Below are 19,421 nucleotides of genomic sequence, written 5' to 3'. Positions count from 1 at the left end.
CGTGTTTGGGCGTCTCACAACGATCCATATGTAACTTTCTTTTTTGACGATATTACTGGCGAGGAGTTGGGTACTGGCCGGGCGTCCGATGAGAAAGATACGTTATGTATCCCGTTAGGAAACTGCGTATAGGGAAACACCCATTAGGCTGTTACAGCAACCACGGCGTATGTCAGTCGAGTCAATCGCGACCTTCGAGTCGTCGCTCGACGAGGTCGGCGTCGAGTGCGTCCGGACGACCGCCGACGGGTTCGAGTCGGCGCTGGCGCCGCTGCTCGACGACCCGGCGGTCGGCGCGCCGCTTCCGTTCGACGGGGTCTCGCTCCCGGACGCGGTGAACACCGACCCGACCGTCGCCGAGCTCGAAGCCGCGGCGACGGGCGTCACCGCCGCCGGATACGGCATCGCCGACTACGGCTCCGTGGTGATTCAGGGCGGGGCCGCCGGCGAGGAGCCGGTGAGCCTGTACGCAGACGAGCACGTCGCGGTCGTCGCCGCGGACGACGTCCTGCCGGACATGGACGCCGCGTTCGACCGCCTCGGCGCGGACGTCCGCGACGGCGCGGGGCAGTCGATCATCGCGACCGGACCGAGCGCCACCGCGGACATGGGCGCGCTCGTGAAGGGGGCGCACGGGCCGATGGACGTGACCGTCGTGCTGGTGGAGGACAGGTAGATGAGCGCCGAGAACCGACGGCGGAAGGCCGAACACATCCGCCACATCCTCGACACCGAGGGCGACAGCGTCCAGCAGAACACGCGCGTGTTCAACGAGGGACGCTACGAGTCGACCGGCGACCTCGACGACTACGAGCGGCTGAAAGACGAGGCGCGGGCGATCAAAGAGGACGCGATCGAGCGGCTGCCGGAGCTCATCGACGAGGTGACCGAGGCCGTCGAGGCCAACGGCGGCACGGTGTACCTCGCCGACGACGCCGCGGACGCGAACCGCTACATCACGGAGGTCGTCGACGGCCGCACAGCCGTGAAGTCGAAGTCGATGACCAGCGAGGAGGTCGAGGTGAACGAGGCCCTCGAGGCGGACGGCGCCGACGTGTGGGAGACCGACCTCGCCGAGTTCGTCCTCCAGATCGCCGACGAGGCCCCGTCGCACATCGTCGCCCCGGCCATCCACAAGTCGCGGGAGGAAATCGCCGCGCTGTTCGACGAGGTGTTCGAGCCCGAGGACCCCCCGGAGACCGCCGAGGAGCTGACCCGGTTCGCCCGCGAACACCTCGGCGAGAAGATCCGCGACGCCGACGTCGGGATGACGGGCGCGAACTTCGTCACCGCCGACACCGGGACGCTCGCGCTGGTGACGAGCGAGGGCAACGCCCGGAAGTGCGTTCAGGCGACCGACACCCACGTCGCGGTCGCGGGCGTCGAGAAGGTGATCCCCAGCGTCGAGGACCTCCAGCCGTTCGTGGAGCTCATCGGTCGGTCGGGGACCGGCCAGGACATCACCTCCTACGTCTCGCTTCTCACCCCGCCGACCGACTCCCCGACGTTCGGCGACGAGGCGCTCGGCTCCGGCGACGAGCGCGACTTCCATCTCGTGTTAATCGACAACGGCCGGATGGAGATGCGCGACGACGACCAGCTCCGGGAGACGCTGTACTGCATCCGGTGTTCGGCGTGCGCGAACTCCTGTGCGAACTTCCAGCACGTGGGCGGCCACGCCTTCGGCGGCGAGACGTACTCCGGCGGAATCGCGACCGGCTGGGAGGCGGGCGTCCACGGCGAGGAGAGCGCCGCCGAGTTCAACGACCTCTGTACGGGGTGTAGCCGGTGCGTGAACCAGTGTCCGGTGAAGATCGACATCCCGTGGATCAACACCGTCGTCCGCGACCGCATCAACCGCGGGACGGACGGCGACCTCGACTTCCTCGTCGAGGGGCTCACGCCGGACGCGGATCCGGGCGGGATCGACCTCCAGAAGCGCCTGTTCGGGAACTTCGACACGCTGGCGAAGCTCGGGTCGGCGTTCGCGCCGCTGTCGAACTGGGTCGCGGAGGCCGGGCCCGCCCGATCGGTGCTGGAACGGACGCTCGGCGTCGACAGCCGCCGCGAGCTCCCGCGGTTCGAGCGCGAGTCGCTCGTCGACTGGTTCGCGGACCGGGGCTCGCGGGTCGACCCCGACGCCGCGCGCGAGCGCGTGACGCTGTACCCCGACGCGTACACCAACTACGTGCGCACCGAGCGGGGGAAGGCGGCCGTCCGGGTCCTCGAGTCGCTCGGCGTCCACGTCGACGTGCCGGCGGCCGGCGAGAGCGGACGCGCGCCGCTCTCGCAGGGGATGGTCGCGACCGCACGGTCGAACGCCGAGGCCGTGTACGAGGCGCTCGCGCCGGCCGTCGCGGCGGGCCGGGACGTCGTCGTCATCGAGCCCTCCGACCTCGCGATGTTCCACCGCGAGTACGGTCGGCTCCTCCCGACGGAGGAACACGAGGCGCTGAAGGAGCGCAGCTACGAGGTGATGGAGTACGTGTACGGCCTGCTGGAGAACGGCGCCGACCTCGGCGCGCTCCCCGACGGCGACGGCGAACGGATCGCCTACCACAGCCACTGCCAGCAGCGCACGCTGGACCTGGAGCCGTACACGACGGCGGTCCTCGACGACGCGGGGTTCGACGTGGTGACCTCCGACGTGGAGTGTTGCGGAATGGCCGGCAGTTTCGGCTACAAGTCCGAGTACTACGACCTCAGCGTCGACGTCGGCGAGACGCTCGCGGACCAGTTCACGACCGACGAGACCGCGGACCGGACGGTAGTCGCCAGCGGCACGTCCTGTCTCGAACAGCTCGACGCCCTGCTCACGCGGCGGCCCGCGCATCCGGTCCGGCTCCTCGACGCGCGGCGTGACCGTCGCTGACGCGCCCGCTCCGGGCGCGTCGCTCCGCGAGTCGGGGCCGTCGAGTTCAGGTGGGCTTATATGTTCCCCGGTCGGATCCGGGACTATGGACGACCACTCGCACGAGCCCGACCCGGACAAGCGCGTGACCGCACCGATGCAGGAATTCGGGAGCCGCGAGGTCGGCGTCGGCGCGGCCGTCACGCTGGTCGGCCTGCTGATCGCGTACGCCGTCCCGTTCCTCGCGACCTTCTGAACGCCGTCGCTCGTCGCGTTTTTCCGTAGTCGTTCGGCCGCCGGCAGCGACTCGCCTAGCGCGGGTACCAGGCGAGCGGGTGGTCCGCGGTGAGTTCGAGGGAGACGGGCTCGTCGAGGTCGAACTCCTCGACGTGGTTGTGGAGGCAGTGGACCGCCTCGCCGGAGTCGAGTTCGACCCGGTAGACGAAGGAGGGCCCGACGTACTGCCGCGAGGTGACGACGCCGTCGGCGAGTTCGGAGGTCGCGGGGGTCGCGCGGAGGTCGTCCGGGCGCACGAGCACGTCGACCGGCGCGCCGTCGTAGACGGTGTCGTATCCCTCCAGCGTCACGGCGTCAAACCGGCCGATGCCGGTGTCGACCTTCCCGTCGCGGAGCTCTCCTTCGAGGAACGACGCCCGCCCGAGGAAGGAGGCGACGAACTTCGACTCGGGGCGCTCGAAGACGGACTCGGGGCGGCCGACCTGCTCGATCCGGCCGTCGCTCATCACCGCGACGCGGTCGGAGATGGAGAGCGCTTCCTCCTGGTCGTGCGTGACCGAGACGGCGGTGACGCCCGCCTCCTTCAGGATGCGGCGGACCTCCTCGCGCATCTCGACGCGGAGGCGCACGTCGAGGTTCGAGAAGGGCTCGTCGAGGAGGAGTACCTCGGGCTCGGGGGCGAGCGAACGCGCGAGCGCGACGCGCTGCTTCTGCCCGCCGGAGAGCTGGTCGGGCGTCTTCTCGCCGTGGTCGGTCATCTCGACCAGTTCGAGCAGCTCGTCGACGCGCGCCTCGCTCTCGGCGGCGTCGGCGTCGGTCAGCCCGAACGCAATGTTCTCGCGGACGGTGAGGTGGGGGAACAGCGCGAAGTTCTGGAAGACGATGCCCACGTCGCGCCGCTCCGGCGGGACGAACGACCCGTCGCCGGCGACGACCTCGTCGCCGAGGGTGATTTGCCCCTCAGTGGGCTCTTCGAGGCCGGCGATGGTGCGCAGCGTCGTCGTCTTGCCGCACCCGGAGGGGCCGAGGAACGTCAGCAGTTCCCCGGACCGCACGTCGAGCGAGACGTCGTCGACAGCGGTCTCGGGGCCGAACGCCTTCGTGACCTCGGACAGTGACAGGACGGGGTCCGCGGCGGCGGTCGCCCCGTCGTCGTCGGCGGCGCTCGCCCGGTGGTCGGTCGCGGAGTCGTCCGATCGATCGGCCGTCGCGTCGTCCGACTCGGTCGAGCGCGTCGTGCCGACTGGTTCCGTGGATGCCATCGATGAGGGGCGGGCACCGGAATGGCCGGCGTCCCGCGGTTGCCGCCACATACTTTAGGAGCACCTAAAAGCGTATCGCTCGCTCTCGGGGCGTCGAAATCGGTGATCGCGAGGGTACGGAGCGCGGGGCTCGCCGCTCATCCACCGCGTCGCGCCGGCTCAGCATAATACAAGGTAGAGCCTCCGAGCTCACGGAGCGAGCGAAGCGAGCGAGTAGGTCGGAGAGGAAACCGACCCGGCACTACACCAGCCACGTTCGATTGTCGGCCGGCTCCTCCCCGAACCGTCACTAATATAAAAACAAAAGTATACATCTGAAGTACGGATGGAGGTCCGTCGCACCGTCCCGGTCAAACTCAATGTGGCCGACAGCGACGCCGACCACCTCCATGAAACTATCTCCGAGTTCCTGTGGGCTGCCAACTACGTCGTCGACCACGCCTGGCAAGGCGAGTATAAAACGACGAGCAAAGCCCAACTTCAACGTGAAACCTACGACGACGTGCGGGCAGAGACACGGTTACAAGCGAATCTCGTTCAGAACGCTCGCAACAAGGCCGCCGACGCCGTCCAAAGCGTCGTCGCCCGCTGGAAACAAGGCGACTACGCAGGGAAACCGTCTTTTTCCGCTCCCACACTCGTCTACGATAAGCGGTGTGCCACGTTCAACGACGACCACGCGACGCTCTCGACCGTCGAAGGCCGCATCACGGCCGAGTACGTCCTTCCCGACGAGAGCCGCGAGACGCCCCACTCGGAGTATCTGTTCAACGACGACTACGAGGTGACGGGCGCGGAACTTCACTACCGAGCCGGTGAGTTCTACCTTCACGTCCGCACAAAGGCGGATGTGGAGTTCGAGACTGTCGACGACGGCAACGACGAGCACAGCACAGTCCTCGGCGTTGACCTCGGCATCGAAAACGTCGCCGTCACGTCAACAGGCACGTTCTGGAACGGGTCGGAGTTGAACCATTGGCGCCGCGAGTTCGAGAAGCGACGCGGGTCGCTCCACCAGCGCGGGACGCGGGCCGCTCACGAGACCATCCAATCGGTCGGACGCACGGAGACGGGACGCTACGACCACTTCTTCCACACCGTCTCGAAAGAACTCGTCGCAGAAGCCGTCGAACACGACTGCGACGTGATCGCGTTCGAGAACCTGACGGGAATTCGTGAGCGGATGCCGAACGCCAAGAAGTTCCACGCGTGGGCGTTCCGACGCCTGTTCGAGTACGTCGAGTATAAATCCGAAGTCGTCGGCATCTCGGTTGAACAGGTGAGTCCCGCCTACACCTCCCAGCGGTGTTCCAAGTGCGGGTTCACTCACGAGAACAACCGCCCGACCTCGGACGGACAGGACGTATTCGAGTGCCTGAAGTGCGGATACTCACCGCACGCGGACTACAACGCGGCGAAGAACATCGGTCTGAAGCATCTCCGCTCGACGCAAACGTCGTCGGGTGGAGGCGCACCCGTAAACGTGCGCTTGAATCGCGGGACGTTGAACGTGAACGGTGATTACGAGCCTGCCAGCGATGGCCAGAACGGGAGTCCACGCGAAAGCCCCGCCGTCAACGAAGCGAACGGCGAAGCCGTGAGCAAGTAGGGCGGGGTAGTTTACGCCAGTTCGCGCTCGATCACGTCGCGGTGGTCGCGGACCGCGTCGACCGAGAGCGCGACCGACTCGTCGCCGACCGCGAGCGAGAGGGCCCCGTCGGTCGTCACGTCGCCGAGCCGGAAGACGGGAAAGTCGCCGACCGCGGCCGCGACCGCCTCTGGTTCGGTCGTCTGGACCAGCAGGCGTCCGGGCGTCTCGTCGAAGGCCGCGACGCGGTCCGGGAGGGTCGCGTCGACGCCCGCGTCGTCGGTCACGAGCTCGGCGAGCGCGACCGCGAGCCCGCCCTCGCTCACGTCGTGGGCCGCGAGCGTCGACTCGTGGCGGGCGGCGGCCGCGAGCGACGCGACGAGGCCCCCGAGGTCGTCGGCCGCCCCGGACTCGTCGGGTAGGGTCGGGAACCGGTCGCCGCCGCCGGCGTGCGCGAGGTACTCGGAGCCGCCGAGCGCGTCGCCGCCGGACCCGACCAGCAGAAGCACGGAGTCGGCCGCGCGGTCGGCGTCGAGCGCGGCGGGCGGGGCGTCGTAGCCGCGCCGCGTGCCCAGCACCGCGAGCGTCGGCGTCGGGGGGATCGGCCCCTCGACGCTGTCGTTGTACAGGGAGACGTTGCCGCCGACGACGGGCGCGTCGAGCGCGGCGCAGGCGTCCGCGAGGCCGTCGACGATCTCCTCGAACGCGCCGTACACGTCGGGTTTCTCGGGGTTGCCGCCGTTGAGGCAGTCGACCGCGGCGAGCGGGACCGCGCCGGTCGCGGCGAGGTTCGTCGCGTTCTCGAGGGCGACGGCTCGGGCGCCCTCGTACGGCGCGACCGCGGTCCACTTCGGGTTCGCGCCAGAGGCGAGCGCGAGGCCGACGCCGTCGGCGGAGGCGGCCGTTTCGCTCGCTTCGTCGGTCGACTCCGTCTCGCGGACCGCGAGCAGCGCGGCGTCGTCGCCGGGCTTCACGGCCGTGCGCGTCCCGACCTCGTGGTCGTACTGGCGGTACACCCAGCGCTTGCTCGCGGTGGACGGGGCCGAGAGGACGGCCGCGACCGCCTCGTCGAGCGAGGGCTCGTCGGCGGGCAAGTCCCGGTCGGGCTCGCTCGGCGGCTCGCTTTCGAGGTCGTTCATCGGCGCGCCGTCCGCGAGGAACTCGGCGGGCGCGTCGACGACGGTCTCGGGGTCCCGGTCGGTCGCGCCGTCGGCGTCCGCGCCGCCCTCGCCGTCCGCGCCGCCGGCGAACTCGCAGACGTAGTTGCCGTCGGTCACCTCGCCGATGACCGAGCAGCCGAGGTCGAACCGCTCGGCGAGGTCGGCGACGCGCTCGACGTCGTCCGGGGCGACCTCGTAGCACATCCGCTCCTGGCTCTCGGCGAGCAGGATCTCGGTGGCGTTCATGTTCGGCTCGCGCTGGTGGACCGCGTCGAGGTCGATCCGCGCGCCGAGGCCGCCCTTCGCGACGAGTTCAGAGGAGGCGCCGCCGAGGCCGGCCGCGCCGAGGTCGCGGGCCGAGCGGACGAGGTCCTCGTCGATCAGCGCCTCGTTACACTCGATCAGGCGCTTCTCGGCGTAGGGGTCGCCCACCTGGACCGCGGGGCGGTCCTCGGTCTCGGCGTCCTCGGCGAGGTCCTCGCTCGCGAAGGACGCGCCGCCGAGCCCGTCGCGGCCGGTGCCGTTCCCGACGAGGACCAACTTGTTCCCGGGCTCCTGTGCGGTCGCCGTGACGAGTCGGTCCTCGTTCGTGAGGCCGACGCAGGCGACGTTGACGAGGGGGTTCCCCTCGTAGCCGCCGTGGAAGGCGACGCTGCCGCCGACCGTCGGGACGCCGATACAGTTGCCGTAGTGGGAGATGCCCTCGACGACGCCCTCGAAGAGGTACCGAGAGCGCTCGCGGTCGAAGCCGCCGAAGTACAGCGAGTCGAGGAGGCCGATCGGGTACGCGCCCATGCTCATCGTGTCGCGGACGATGCCGCCGACGCCCGTCGCGGCGCCGTCGAACGGGTCGACGAAGGAGGGGTGGTTGTGGCTCTCGACGCCGAAGGTGACGTACGTGTCACCGTAGTCGTCGGCGTCGCGCTCGGCCGCGGGGTCGTCGGCCGCGTCCGGCTCGGGCAGCGCGAGGACCGCGGCGTCGTCGCCCGGGCCGACCACGACCTGGTCGCCCTCGCTGTCGAACGCCGACAGGAGGGGCCGCGAGGAGCGGTACGCGCAGTGCTCGCTCCAGAGGTTCTCGAACAGCGCGGCCTCCGCCGCCGTCGGCTCGCGGCCGAGCTCCGCGGTCACGAGCTCGTGGTCCGCATCGGACAGACTCATTCACTTACGTGGTCATCGAGCCGGTTCTAATGCTTTTCTATACGCACGTTCGTGGTGATACCCCGAGCGGGATCCCGCACAGTTAGCGGTCTCGGAGGCGCGTGCCTGCGAGCGGCCGCCACCGGCGGCCGCGAAGCCAGCACGCGCGAGGGAGTCGGTGGGCCGAAGCGAAGCGGAGGACCACCGACGAGGCTGGGGAGGTGTGAGGTGCGGAGCTGTGCGGAGTGGGACTCAAAGGGGCAGCCGGGAGGCTGAGCTTTGGAGGAGGCTCTCACGGCCGCAACGATCTATAGCCGAGCGGGTGGGGCTTTCGAGGAGGTTCCCACGACCGATCCGCCGGCAATCAGTCACGAATGACCGGCCGGATCGTCAGCAGTGTTCGTCGTCGGTCTGCCGACAGCGATTTAGCCAGAGTGGTCTGGTTATAACTAAACGGCCGGAACGCCGAGCGAGATTTATGCCAGAACGGTCACTGCGGCGAAGACGACGACCGTCCCGGCCGCGCCGAGCGCCATCGCCTTCGCGTTGAGCTTGACCGCCTTCCTGCGGTCGGCGGCGAGCGCCTCCTCGTTTTCGATCTCGCTCGTCCCCCCGCCCACGTCGAAGACGCCGATACCGGCGAAGCCGATACAGAACCGCTCGCGGTACTGTAACGCACCCATCGCGGCGCCGTACAGCGGGAAGACGGAGAGGATGAGCGACCAGCGCGGCCACGCGAACGAGACGGCCGCCGCGACGAACGCGGCCGCGAGCGCGAGCGACCCGACGCCGAGGAGGAGCCGCCGTCGCTGCTGTGTCGGTCCGATGTTACACACGCCCGGTTGATACTCCATGGGATCGGAAAGAGCGGCAGAAGCAAAGCCTCAACGGATCGCTCCGGCGACCGGTACCGCTAGCCCCGAGCGACCGGCCCGCCGACGCCCGTCGCTTGACCGGCCGACGCTCGTCTCTCGACTCGCCGACGCCGAGCGACGGTTCATTATCGGCCGCCCGGAACGGGGGATCGAACGCGACGGGCGACCGAGACCCGGACCGTCGAGCGCGGGACCTGAGACGGTGCGAGACGGTACTGGAGTCGCTCGAACCGGTCGACCTCGGAGCGATTGCGGAGGAGTGCTGGCGGAGCGTCGAGACCGCGGACGCGACAGTGCGCGCGGAGGCGACGGCGACGGTCCGCGCGGACCGTAGTCGGCTCAAACAGGTGCTGGAGAACCCCCTGCGGAACGCCGTCTCGCACGGCGGCGCGGACGTGACGGTCACCGTCGGCGACCTCGACGGCGGGTTCTACGTCGCGGACGCCGGCCCCGGACTCCCCGAGGACGAGCGCGGCGAGGTCCTCGAGGCCGGCCACACGACCGACCCGGACGGGACCGGCTTCGGCCTCGCCATCGTCGAGCGGGTCGGCGAGGCGCACGGCTGGGCAGTACGCGTCACCGACGGTCCGGACGGCGGGGCGCGCTCCGAGTTCACCGGCGTCGGTATCGAGTGACGGCGCCGCCGGGGCGGGAGCCGGCGGTGGAAACGGTGAAATGCCCGGCAGCCGACGTGGCTGTGTGAAACGGATTCAGCTCGGCAACACCGTCTTCGAGGGCGAAAACGACGTGTACCTACTGGACGGGGAGACGACGGCGCTCGTCGACACCGGGGTCGCGCTCCCCGAGGTCCGCGAGGAGTTGGCCGACGGCCTCGCCGAGTACGGGCACGCGTTCGGCGACGTGGACGCGGTCGTCCTCACCCACTGGCACCCGGACCACGCGGGACTCGCCGGCGAGGTCCAGGCCGAGGGCGGCGCCGACGTGTACGTCCACGAGGCCGACGCCGGCCTCGTCGACGGGACGGAGACGCCGCTGTTCGCCGACCGCGACCTCCAGCGCGAGACGTTCGAGCGGTGGGGGATGCCCGCCGCCGACCAGGAGCGGCTGATCGAGTTCTTCGACGCCGTCAGCGTGGACCTCTCGGGGCGACCGGCCGACGTGACGACCTTCGCGGACGGCGACGCGATCGAGGCCGGCGGCGTCGAACTCGAAGCCCTCCACCTTCCCGGCCACACCGCGGGACTCTCCGGGTTCGCGTTCGACCCGCGGGCTGTGTCGGACCACGACCCCATCGCTGGCGAAGACGCGACCGAGGAGGCGTTCACGGGCGACGCGCTGCTCCCGAAGTACACCCCCAACGTCGGCGGCGCCGACATCCGCGTCGAGGGTGCGCTCGCGGCCTACGCCGAGAGCCTCGCGCGGATCGTCGACCGCGACTTCGACGCCGCGCATCCGGGGCACCGTCAGCGGATCGACGAGCCGAGCCGCCGCGCGGCGACGATCCTCGACCACCATCGGCACCGGACCCGCCGGGTGATCGGGGTCCTCGACAACTCGGGGCCGGCGACCGCGTGGGAGGTGTCGGCCGCGCTGTTCGGCTCGCTGGAGGACATCCACGTCCTCCACGGTCCCGGCGAGGCGTTCTCGCACCTCGACCACCTCGCCGACGCCGGCGTCGTCGAGCCCGACGGGACCGCCTACCGACTCGTCGACCCCGACCCCGACGTCAGCGCCCTGTTCCCGACGACGCCGCTCGACGACGTCGTCGACGGGAGCGACGACGCGTAGGCGGAGAGAACCGGGGGCGTTCCGGCGCGACCCCGAAACCGACCGCCGCCGAAAGCTATTCCCGGCGGCCGGCGTAGTCGGGGACGTGAAGCGGGACGCCCTCGTCGCGGTCGCGGTCGCCCTCCTCGCCCTCGTCGCGCTCGGCGTCGCGGCCGCGACGCTGGACACCGCCGTCGACACCGGCGGCGGCGGGTTCGGCGGGAGCGGCGGAGACGCCCCGAGCGTCGGATCTGACACGGGCGACCCCGGCGTCCTCACGTCGTCGGGGGAGGCGGGCGACTTCTCCGCGCCGGGGCTCTGTCTGCCGTTCCTCAGGGAGCCGCCCGCCGTGATCGCGCTGCTCGTCGGCCTGACGCTGCTCGCGGGGGTCACCTATCGCGACACCGGGTCGCCGTTCGCGAGCGTCGCCGTCGCCGGCGTGATGGGCGCCCCGATCGCGGTCCTGTTCTGGGTGCTGTCGACGTGCCGGTCGGTCGCGGAGAACGTCTCCACCTCGCTCGGGATGGGCAGCAACGGGACGGAGTTACTGTCGACCGGCGCGGCCGGCGGCGGGCTCGGCAGCGGCGAGGGCGCGGCGTCGGCGCCGCAGATCCTGTTCGCGGTCGTCGTCGTCGCCGCGGTGATCGCGAGCGTCGCCGCGCTGCTCCTCGCCGGCGGCGACGACGAGGCGGACGGCGGCGGCGACCGGACCGACGAACCGGTCGAGGAGCCGCCGGACCTCGCCGCGGTTGGGCGGACGGCCGGCGAGGTCGCGGACCGGATCGAGTCCTCGGACGCGGACAACGAGGTGTACCGCGCGTGGCGCGACATGACCGACGTCCTCGACGTCGACCGGCCGGACTCCTCGACGCCCGCGGAGTTCGCGGCCGCCGCGGTCGACGCGGGCGTCGCCGAGGAGCCGGTGACCGCGCTCACCGAGGTGTTCGAGCGGGTCCGATACGGCGGCGAGGACGCGACCGACGACCGGGAGCGCCGCGCCGTCGAGGCGCTGCGTCGGATCGAGGAGCGGCACGGAGGCGACTCGTGACGCGCGCTCTGACGGAGAGCGCGGGCGAGACGGTGGGAACCGACGGTGGTGATCGGTAGTGCGGCCGCTCGCCGTCGCGGGAGTGCTGGCGGTCGCCGTCGGCATCCTCGCGGCGCTCGACCGCGGCGTGGCGTCGGTCCTCTCCCCCACGTCGGCGGTCGTCACACTGATCGGCGTCCTCGGCGTGGTTCAGGGGATTCGATACGCGAACGCGCGTCGGGACCGCCGGCGGATGCCGACAGACACCGGAGAGCCGGAGCGGCGCGCGCCCGCCGCGGTGCCCGGTGCCGACCTCGACGAGCGGATCGCCCGCGTGGCCAGTCCGGCGCCGGGGGGTTACCGGAACCGTCGCGCCCTCCGCGACCGGGTCCGGGAGGTCGCCGTGGACGCCGTCGCCCGCGACCGCAACTGCTCGCGGGAGGCGGCGGCGACGGCCGTCGACGACGGGACGTGGACGGACGACGCGGCCGCCGCCGCGTTCTTCGACACCCGGACCGCCTATCCCGTCCGGGTCCGGCTCTCCGCCGGGGTCCGGGGACGGTCGAACTACTGGTACGGGCTCCGCGCCGCGATCGGCGAGATCGAGCGGATAGAGGGGGGTGCGGCGTGAGCGACCCCTCAAGCGCCGCCGCGTCCGAGCCAGCATCGACCGACGGTGAGGCGACCGGACGAGACGGCGACGCGGTCGGACGCGACCGCGACGCGACCGAGACTGAATCGGCCGACGCGACCGAGACTGAATCCGCCGGCGCTCCGAGCGACCGGGAACACCGCCGAGCGATCGAGACGGAGCGCTGGCTGGGGATGGCGGGGGCGGCGCTGGCGCTGGTCGGCCTCGGCGTGCTCGTCCGGCAGTCGTCGCTCGTGCTCGCCGGCGCGGTGGGCGCCGGGTACGCGGTGTACGCGCGGGCGGGCGACGCGTCGGCGCCGGCGCTCGCGGTGACGCGGACGGTGAGCGACGAGGCCCCGGAGCCGGGCGACGAGGTCAGCGTGACCGTCCGGGCGGAGAACGTCGGCGAGGAGGCCCTGCCGGACCTCCGGCTCGTCGACGGGGTCCCGCCGGGGTTGGCGGTCGTCGACGGCCCCGCTCGGGTCGCGACGGCGCTGCGACCCGGGACGGCGGTGACGTTCGAGTACACGGTGCGCGCGACCCGGGGCGACCACGAGTGGGAGCCGCTGACGGCGATCACCCGCGACGCGGCCGGCGCCCGCGAGCGCACGACCGCGCTCGACGCGCCGACCGCGATCGCCTGTACGCCGGAGCTGTCCGCCGGCGGCGACCTCCCGCTGCGCGGGCTGACGACCGTCCACCACGGTCGGGTGCCGACCGACGTGGGCGGCGCCGGCGTCGAGTTCCACGCCACCCGGGAGTACCGCCGCGGCGACCCGCTCAAGCGGATCGACTGGAACCGGCGGGCGCGGACGGGGGAGCTGTCCACCGTCGAACTACGCGAGGAGCGCTCCGCGACGGTCGTGCTGGTCGTCGACGCCCGCGAGTCCGCGTACGTCGCCGCCGACCCGGACGCCGAGACGGCGGTGGAGGCGAGCGTCGCGGCCGCGGGACAGGCGTTCTCCGCGCTCCTCGACGGGGGCGACCGGGTCGGGATCGCGGCGCTGTCGCCGATCGACTGCTGGCTGCCGCCCGGCAGCGGGACCGTCCACGCGGCCCGCGGGCGCGAGACGCTCGCGACCGACCCCGCGCTGGCGCCGACGCCGAGCGACGACCGGTTCTACCGGTCGCTGTGGCTCCGGCGGTTCCGGCGGCGGCTCCCGGCCGACGCGCAGGTGCTCTTCTTCACCCCCCTCGTCGACGAAAGCGCGACGGCGATCGCGCGGCGCGTCGACGCGCACGGTCACCTCGTGACGGTCCTCTCGCCGGACCCGACGACGGCCGAGACGGCGGGCGAACGGTTGACCGCCTTCGAGCGCCGCCAGCGGCTCCGGGCGCTCCGGGCGGGCGGGATCCGCGCGCTGGAGTGGGGCGACGACTCCTTCCCGGCCGCGGTCGCGGCCGCGACGAGGCGGTGGTCGCGATGAGCGGCGACGGCTCGGCGCCCGGAACGACTGGCGACGGATCCGCGATTGCGACGGGGGGCGACGAGTCGGCGTCCGAAGCGCCAGCCGACTTCCACGAGGCGGACGCCCGGCCCCCGACGGTCGCGGTCGTCGCGAGCCTCGCCGCCGCGGGCGTCGCGGCGACCGCCGCGCTGATAGCGAGTCCGACGGGCGGCGCGCTGGTCGGGGTCGGCGCGCTCGCGTTCCTCGGCGGCTCGCTCCGGGGGTCGGCGCGAGTCCTGACGTGGGGCGCGACCGCGGGCGTGGCGGGGATCGCGCTCGCAGGGTACCGCGGCGCCCCGCCCGAAGCCCTGCTCGTCGCCGCCGTCGGGCTGGCGGTCGCGTGGGACGTCGCCGACCACGGGGTCGGCCTCGGGGAGCAGGTCGGACGGGGCGCTCGGGTCCGGCGGAACGTCGCGGTCCACGCGGGGGCGAGCCTGCTCGTCGGCGCGCTCGCGGCCGGCCTCGTGTACGGCGTCTCGCTCGCGGTCGGCGGCGGCCAGCCCGTGGCCGCGCTCGCGCTCCTCTTGGCGGGCGGTATCGCGCTGATATCCGCGCTGCGGTGACAGTGCGAGCGCCAGGTTTACCGGGCCGCGCGCGCTGCGCGGCGATCGCGGACGCTTTTGTGCTGGCCCGGCGACGGCCGAGTATGCGAACCGAAGGGTGGTCGGCGTGACCGACCTCGTGACGTTCGGCGAGACGATGCTCCGCCTGTCGCCCCCGCGCGGCGAGCGGCTGGAGACGACGGACTCGCTCGACGTTCAGGCAGGCGGCGCCGAGAGCAACGTGGCGGTCGGCGCGTCGCGGCTCGGCGTCGACGCCGTCTGGCTCTCGAAGCTGCCGGACTCCCCGCCGGGGCGCCGAGTGACGAACGAGCTGCGGAGCCACGGAGTGACGCCCGAGGTGGCGTGGACCGACCCGGCTGAGGGCCGCGTCGGGACGTATTACCTCGAACGCGGCGACGCGCCGCGGGGGTCGAACGTCGTGTACGACCGCGGGGACGCCGCGATCACGACGGTGACGCCCGGGGACCTGTCGACGGCGTCGTTCGCGGACGCGAGCCGGTTCCACACCTCCGGGATCACGCCCGCGCTGTCCGACCGCGCCGCGGAGACGGCGGCCGCGCTGCTGCGCGAGGCGGGCGACGCGGGGCTCACTCGCTCGTTCGACCTGAACTACCGGGAGAAGCTCTGGGACCCGGAGACCGCGCGAGCGGCCTACGAGAGCCTGTTCGAGCACGTCGACACGCTGTTCGTCCCGCGGCGGGACGCCCGCGAGGTGCTGGACCGCGAGGGCGACGCGGTCGCGGTCGCGCACGGACTGGCCGCGGAGTTCGGCGTCGAGACGGTCGTCGTCACCCGCGGGACGGAGGGCGCGGTCGCGCTGCGCGACGGCGAGGTGTACGAGCAGGGCGTCTTCGACGCGGAGACGATCGACGCGATCGGCACCGGAGACGCGTTCGTCGCGGGCTACCTCGCGAAGCGGATCGACGGCGGCGACCTCCCGGCCGCGCTGGAGTGGGCGGCCGCGGTCGCGGCGCTGAAACGCACCGTCGCGGGCGACGTCGCCGTCGTCACGCCCGGGGAGGTCGAGGGCGTGGTGGCCGGCGGCGGCGGCATCGATCGGTAGTCGACCGGCGCGGGGCGAGCGCCGGAGCTAAACCCTTATCAGCGCGCGGGTGGCAGATACGCCCGTATGAGCGACCTCCCGGACGACTTCGACTGCACGCTCACCAACTGGGAGTACATCTACGGGCTCTGCCGCAACGTCTCCGACGCGGTGAAGCGGGCCGACTTCGAGCCGGACGTGGTCGTCGCCCTCGCCCGCGGCGGCTGGTTCGCGGGGCGGTGTATCTGCGACTTCCTCGGGCTCAACGACCTCACCAGCCTCAAGATGGAACACTACGTGGGGGCGGCCGAGAAGAGCGACGAACCGCAGATCCGCTACCCGATGCCCGAGGGGAGCGTGGAGGACAAGAACGTCCTCATCATCGACGACATCGCCGACACCGGCGGCTCGATCAGCCGCGCCGAGGAGTACGTCGAGGACCGCGGCGCGGGCGAGGTCCGCACCGCGACCCTCCAGCTCTTGGGCACCTCCGAGTTCCAGCCCGACTTCGTGGGCGAACGGCTCGAACAGTGGACGTGGGTCGTCTACCCGTGGAACTTCCTCGAAGACATGATCGACCTCACGGAGGGCGCCATGGAGCGCGCCGACGACTCGACGTTCTCGCGGGAGGACCTCCGGCACTACTTAGAGGAGTACCACGGCATCGGCCGGATCGAGATGGAGGTCGCCCAGCCCGGCCGCCTCGACGAGGTCATCGACGAGATGGTCCGGCGGGACGTGGCCGAGCCCGTCGGCGACGAGACGTGGGCGCTCGCCGAGTAGCCGGACCGAGCGATGGCCCCCGGAGACGACGCCGACGCTGACCCCGCAGACGACGCGGCGCTCGACGCCCTCCTCGACGCCTACGCGCTCAAAGACGAGCGGCGCACGGGGTGGCAGCTCCGCGGGGTCGACGAGCCCGAGTCCGTCGCCGCCCACTCGTGGGGCGTCGCGTACCTCGTGTTGACGCTCGGGGACCGGTTCCGCGAGGACCTCCCGGGCGTCGACCGCGACCGCGCCCTCCGGCTGGCGGTCGTCCACGACGTCGCCGAGGCGGAGACGGGCGACGTGGCGACGCGGGCGGCCGACGTGACGGCCGACGACGACGCGGCCGGGGACGCGGTCGATCGCGAGGCGAAGGTCGCCGCCGAGCGAGAGGCCATGCGCGACCTCGCCGGCCCGCTCCCGGAGCGCGTGCGAGACGCGTGGGAGGCGTACGAGGCCCGCAATTCGCCGGAGGCGGTCCTCGTCAAGGAGTGCGACCTGCTCGACACCTGCCTCCAAGCCCTGCGTTACGAGCGCGGCGACCGGTACGACCCGGAACTCGGCGATCCCGATGCGTTCCGCGAGTACGACGACCTCGACGAGTTCTTCGCGACGAGCGAGCCGCGGCTCCGGACCGACGCCGGGGAGGAGCTGTTCGCGTCGATCCGCGAGCGGTACCGGGCGGCGCGCGACCGGTAAGCGCTCTCGCAGTCCGGTAGCGCCCGCGACCCCGACCGTTCAGCGGTTGCGAGGCCATCGACGGGACGGCGCTCGACCGTCACCGGCGCGAGCGACACCAGTAAGTGTCGGCCGGACCGATTCGGGCCATGGCATCGAACCGCGACGACGGGGTCGCGTCAGACGGCCCGGCGACCGGAGCCGGCCTCGTCGACCGCTGGACCGCGCTCGACCGCGGCTGGCAGGCGCTCGCGCTGGGGCTCGGGATCGTCGCCGCGCACCTCGTCGGGCAGGCGCTGTGACGGGGATCGGCGAGGCGGTCCGCGCGTACCTGCCCGGCCTCGCGCTGCTCGCGGGCGGCGCGGTCGCCGCGACGCTCGTCGCGGACGCGGTCCCCGGCCTCCAGCCGCTCGTCGTCGCCGTCGGGATCGGCGTCGGGCTCGGCAACACCGTCGGGATCCCCGAGATCGCGGAGCCGGGCGTGAGCGCCGACAAGCTGTTCTTAGAGACCGGCATCGTGCTGCTCGGCGCGGCGGTGGCGGTCGAGGAGTTCCTCGCCGCGGGACCGACCGTCCTCGGGCTCGTGGTGGCGGTCGTCGCCGGCGGGCTCCTGTTCGCGGAGGTCGTCGCGCGCGGGCTCTTCCGGATCGGGTCGCCCACGTCCTCCCTGTTGGCGGCCGGCGCGAGCATCTGCGGGGTCTCCGCGGTCGTCGCAATCGGCCGGGTGCTAGACGCGCGCGGGACCGCGATCACCTTCGCGGCCGCGACGATCCTGCTGTTCGACGCCGCGACGCTCGTCGCGTTCCCGCTCGCGGGCGAGTGGCTCGGCCTCACCGGTCGACAGTTCGGCGTCTGGGCGGGCGTGAGCATGTTCTCGACCGGCCCCGTCGCGGCCGCCGGGTTCGCCTACTCGCCCGAGGCGGGGCAGTGGGCGACCGTGACGAAACTGGCGCGCAACTCGCTCCTTGGCGGCGTCGCGGTCGCGTACTCGCTGGCGTACGCGGCGCGGTCGGCCGCCGACCCCGGCGTCCGGCGGCTGTGGGCGGAGTTCCCGAAGTTCCTGCTCGGCTTCCTCGCCGTGGCGGCGGTCGCCAACAGCGGGCTGCTCTCGCCGGCCGCGCTGGCGTCGATCGGGCGCGTGTCGGACGCGCTGTTCGCGCTGGCGTTCGTCGGCCTCGGGCTCTCGATCCGGGTCGACGACATGCGTGCGGTGGGCGCCGCGCCCGTGGGCGCGGTGCTCGTCCACCTCCTCGCCGTGAGCGCGGTGGCGCTCGCGGCGGTGCGCTGGCTGCTGTGAGACGGGTTCTCCGCGGAGCCGTCGACGACGCGCCGGGCCGTCGACCGCGGCCGCCGACCGCGTTCACTCCTTATAAGTAGCGAGCGGGCGCACTCGGGGTATGGGAACCATCGGATTCATCGGCGGCAGCGGCATCTACGAGGCGCTCCCCCTCAACGACGTGCGAGAGGTCGCGTTCGACACGCCGTACGGCGAGCCGAGCGACGCGGTGACGATCGGCGAGTTCGGCGACACGGGCCGCGAGGTAGCCTTCCTCCCGCGCCACGGCTCGAACCACGGCGTCTCGCCGACCGACCTCCCGTACCGCGCCAACATGTACGCCCTGAAGCAGGCGGGGGTCACCCACGTGTTCGCGTCGAACGCGGTGGGGAGCCTGAAGGAGGAGTTAGCGCCCGGCACGCTCGTCGTTCCCGACCAGATCTACGACCGGACGAAACACCGCGACCTCTCCTTCTACGGCGACGGGGTCGTCGTCCACCAGCCGTTCGCGGACCCGTACAGCCCCGAGCTCGTCGACCACCTCACCGAGGCGGCCGAGTCCGCCGTTGGCGGCGAGGAGGACGACGGCACGGACGTCGTGAAGGGCGGCACCTACGTCTGTATCGAGGGGCCGCAGTACTCGACGCGCGCGGAGTCGGAGTTCTACAAGAGCCAAGGCTGGGATCTCGTCGGCATGACCGCGATCCCGGAGGCGAAGCTGGCCCGCGAGGCCGAGATCGCGTACGCGACGATCGCCGGCGTCACCGACTACGACGTGTGGAAGGCGGACAGCGAGGTGACGCTCGAAGAGGTGCTCGAGAACGCCGAGCAGAACCAGGCGGCGATCAAGGCCGCCGTCGAGGAGGCCGTGCGGACCCTGCCAGAGGACTTGGAGTGTGACGCGCACACGTCGCTCGAAGGCACCGTCAACACGCCGACGGAGGCGATCCCCGAGGAGACGAAGGAGCGCGTTGAGCCCCTGCTCGGCGACTACTTGTAAATAGACGCGCCGTGCGGTGGCGCGTGCCTGTGAGCGGCCGGAGCGAAGCGGCGGCCACGAGGAGCACGCGCGAGGGAGTCGGTCGCCCGGAGCAGCGCGGAGGGCGACCGACGAGGCTGGGGAGGTGTGAGGTGCGGGGGCGGTGTGAGG

19 protein-coding genes are annotated in these 19,421 nt (G+C 71.8%); 16 read left to right on the top strand and 3 right to left on the bottom strand.

Going from position 1 to position 19,421, the window contains the following annotated elements:
- Nucleotides 1–169: 169 nt before the first annotated feature.
- The 3 genes from EXE41_RS11900 (at nucleotide 170) to EXE41_RS19315 (ending at nucleotide 3,107) form a co-directional block, all read left to right on the top strand.
- Nucleotides 170–676, top strand: coding sequence for a lactate utilization protein C (locus EXE41_RS11900; protein ID WP_094553580.1), 507 nt, complete (start codon nucleotides 170–172; stop codon nucleotides 674–676).
- Nucleotides 677–2,872 carry an LUD domain-containing protein gene (locus EXE41_RS11895; RefSeq protein ID WP_137691126.1) on the top strand — a complete coding sequence of 732 codons (2,196 nt, stop codon included), beginning with the start codon at nucleotides 677–679 and terminating at the stop codon, nucleotides 2,870–2,872.
- An 85-nt stretch (nucleotides 2,873–2,957) separates the two neighbouring features.
- On the top strand, nucleotides 2,958–3,107 hold the full coding sequence (locus EXE41_RS19315) for a hypothetical protein (protein ID WP_167373067.1): 150 nt from the start codon (nucleotides 2,958–2,960) through the stop codon (nucleotides 3,105–3,107).
- Between the two features lie 55 nt (nucleotides 3,108–3,162).
- Here EXE41_RS19315 and EXE41_RS11890 read toward each other — a convergent pair whose 3' ends face one another.
- Nucleotides 3,163–4,350 (bottom strand): ABC transporter ATP-binding protein, encoded by a 1,188-nt coding sequence (locus EXE41_RS11890; protein ID WP_137691125.1) that lies wholly within the window; start codon nucleotides 4,348–4,350, stop codon nucleotides 3,163–3,165.
- 325 nt (nucleotides 4,351–4,675) lie between these two features.
- On the opposite strand from EXE41_RS11890, the gene EXE41_RS11885 reads away from it, so the two are divergent.
- Nucleotides 4,676–5,959, top strand: a complete 1,284-nt coding sequence (locus EXE41_RS11885) for an RNA-guided endonuclease TnpB family protein (RefSeq protein ID WP_137691124.1) — start codon at nucleotides 4,676–4,678, stop codon at nucleotides 5,957–5,959.
- Nucleotides 5,960–5,970: 11 nt separating this feature from the next.
- On the opposite strand, the gene purL is transcribed toward EXE41_RS11885, so the two are convergent.
- Nucleotides 5,971–8,259, bottom strand: coding sequence for a phosphoribosylformylglycinamidine synthase subunit PurL (gene purL / locus EXE41_RS11880; protein WP_137691123.1), 2,289 nt, complete (start codon nucleotides 8,257–8,259; stop codon nucleotides 5,971–5,973).
- A 455-nt stretch (nucleotides 8,260–8,714) separates the two neighbouring features.
- Nucleotides 8,715–9,092: a hypothetical protein gene (locus tag EXE41_RS11875; protein ID WP_049931502.1), complete on the bottom strand. Its 378-nt coding sequence runs from the start codon at nucleotides 9,090–9,092 to the stop codon at nucleotides 8,715–8,717.
- A 95-nt stretch (nucleotides 9,093–9,187) separates the two neighbouring features.
- Between EXE41_RS11875 and EXE41_RS11870 the strand changes: the two genes are divergently transcribed.
- The 12 genes from EXE41_RS11870 (at nucleotide 9,188) to mtnP (ending at nucleotide 19,271) form a co-directional block, all read left to right on the top strand.
- Nucleotides 9,188–9,748, top strand: coding sequence for a HAMP domain-containing sensor histidine kinase (locus tag EXE41_RS11870; RefSeq protein ID WP_241987240.1), 561 nt, complete (start codon nucleotides 9,188–9,190; stop codon nucleotides 9,746–9,748).
- Nucleotides 9,749–9,812: 64 nt separating this feature from the next.
- Nucleotides 9,813–10,862 (top strand): MBL fold metallo-hydrolase, encoded by a 1,050-nt coding sequence (locus EXE41_RS11865; RefSeq protein WP_137691121.1) that lies wholly within the window; start codon nucleotides 9,813–9,815, stop codon nucleotides 10,860–10,862.
- An 85-nt stretch (nucleotides 10,863–10,947) separates the two neighbouring features.
- Nucleotides 10,948–11,889 (top strand): DUF4129 domain-containing protein, encoded by a 942-nt coding sequence (locus EXE41_RS11860; protein WP_086216740.1) that lies wholly within the window; start codon nucleotides 10,948–10,950, stop codon nucleotides 11,887–11,889.
- Nucleotides 11,890–11,947: 58 nt separating this feature from the next.
- Nucleotides 11,948–12,499, top strand: a complete 552-nt coding sequence (locus EXE41_RS11855; RefSeq protein WP_086216739.1) for a hypothetical protein — start codon at nucleotides 11,948–11,950, stop codon at nucleotides 12,497–12,499.
- Complete coding sequence (locus tag EXE41_RS11850; RefSeq protein WP_137691120.1) at nucleotides 12,496–13,926, top strand: DUF58 domain-containing protein; 1,431 nt, start codon at nucleotides 12,496–12,498, stop codon at nucleotides 13,924–13,926. Before EXE41_RS11855 ends, EXE41_RS11850 begins: the two co-directional genes overlap by 4 nt.
- On the top strand, nucleotides 13,866–14,510 hold the full coding sequence (locus tag EXE41_RS11845; RefSeq protein ID WP_049931498.1) for a hypothetical protein: 645 nt from the start codon (nucleotides 13,866–13,868) through the stop codon (nucleotides 14,508–14,510). Before EXE41_RS11850 ends, EXE41_RS11845 begins: the two co-directional genes overlap by 61 nt.
- A 97-nt stretch (nucleotides 14,511–14,607) precedes the next feature.
- Nucleotides 14,608–15,573, top strand: a complete 966-nt coding sequence (kdgK1, locus tag EXE41_RS11840) for a bifunctional 2-dehydro-3-deoxygluconokinase/2-dehydro-3-deoxygalactonokinase (protein ID WP_199240879.1) — start codon at nucleotides 14,608–14,610, stop codon at nucleotides 15,571–15,573.
- 66 nt (nucleotides 15,574–15,639) lie between these two features.
- Entirely contained in the window at nucleotides 15,640–16,335 is a 696-nt protein-coding gene (locus tag EXE41_RS11835; RefSeq protein WP_049931497.1) for a phosphoribosyltransferase, read from the top strand.
- Nucleotides 16,336–16,347: 12 nt separating this feature from the next.
- Nucleotides 16,348–17,016, top strand: coding sequence for an HD family hydrolase (locus tag EXE41_RS11830; RefSeq protein ID WP_137691118.1), 669 nt, complete (start codon nucleotides 16,348–16,350; stop codon nucleotides 17,014–17,016).
- Nucleotides 17,017–17,144: 128 nt separating this feature from the next.
- Nucleotides 17,145–17,297: a hypothetical protein gene (locus EXE41_RS19310; RefSeq protein WP_167373068.1), complete on the top strand. Its 153-nt coding sequence runs from the start codon at nucleotides 17,145–17,147 to the stop codon at nucleotides 17,295–17,297.
- Nucleotides 17,294–18,292 carry a YeiH family protein gene (locus tag EXE41_RS11825; protein WP_049931496.1) on the top strand — a complete coding sequence of 333 codons (999 nt, stop codon included), beginning with the start codon at nucleotides 17,294–17,296 and terminating at the stop codon, nucleotides 18,290–18,292. The genes EXE41_RS19310 and EXE41_RS11825 overlap by 4 nt, the downstream gene beginning before the upstream one ends.
- A gap of 100 nt (nucleotides 18,293–18,392) precedes the next feature.
- Nucleotides 18,393–19,271 carry an S-methyl-5'-thioadenosine phosphorylase gene (mtnP, locus tag EXE41_RS11820; RefSeq protein ID WP_049931495.1) on the top strand — a complete coding sequence of 293 codons (879 nt, stop codon included), beginning with the start codon at nucleotides 18,393–18,395 and terminating at the stop codon, nucleotides 19,269–19,271.
- Nucleotides 19,272–19,421: the final 150 nt, after the last annotated feature.

The organism is Halorubrum sp. SD690R, assembly GCF_005435035.1.
Classification (GTDB): Archaea; Halobacteriota; Halobacteria; order Halobacteriales; family Haloferacaceae; genus Halorubrum; species Halorubrum ezzemoulense.
Note: the sequence above shows the minus strand (reverse complement) of the source record. Positions and strands in the feature narration are given on the sequence as shown.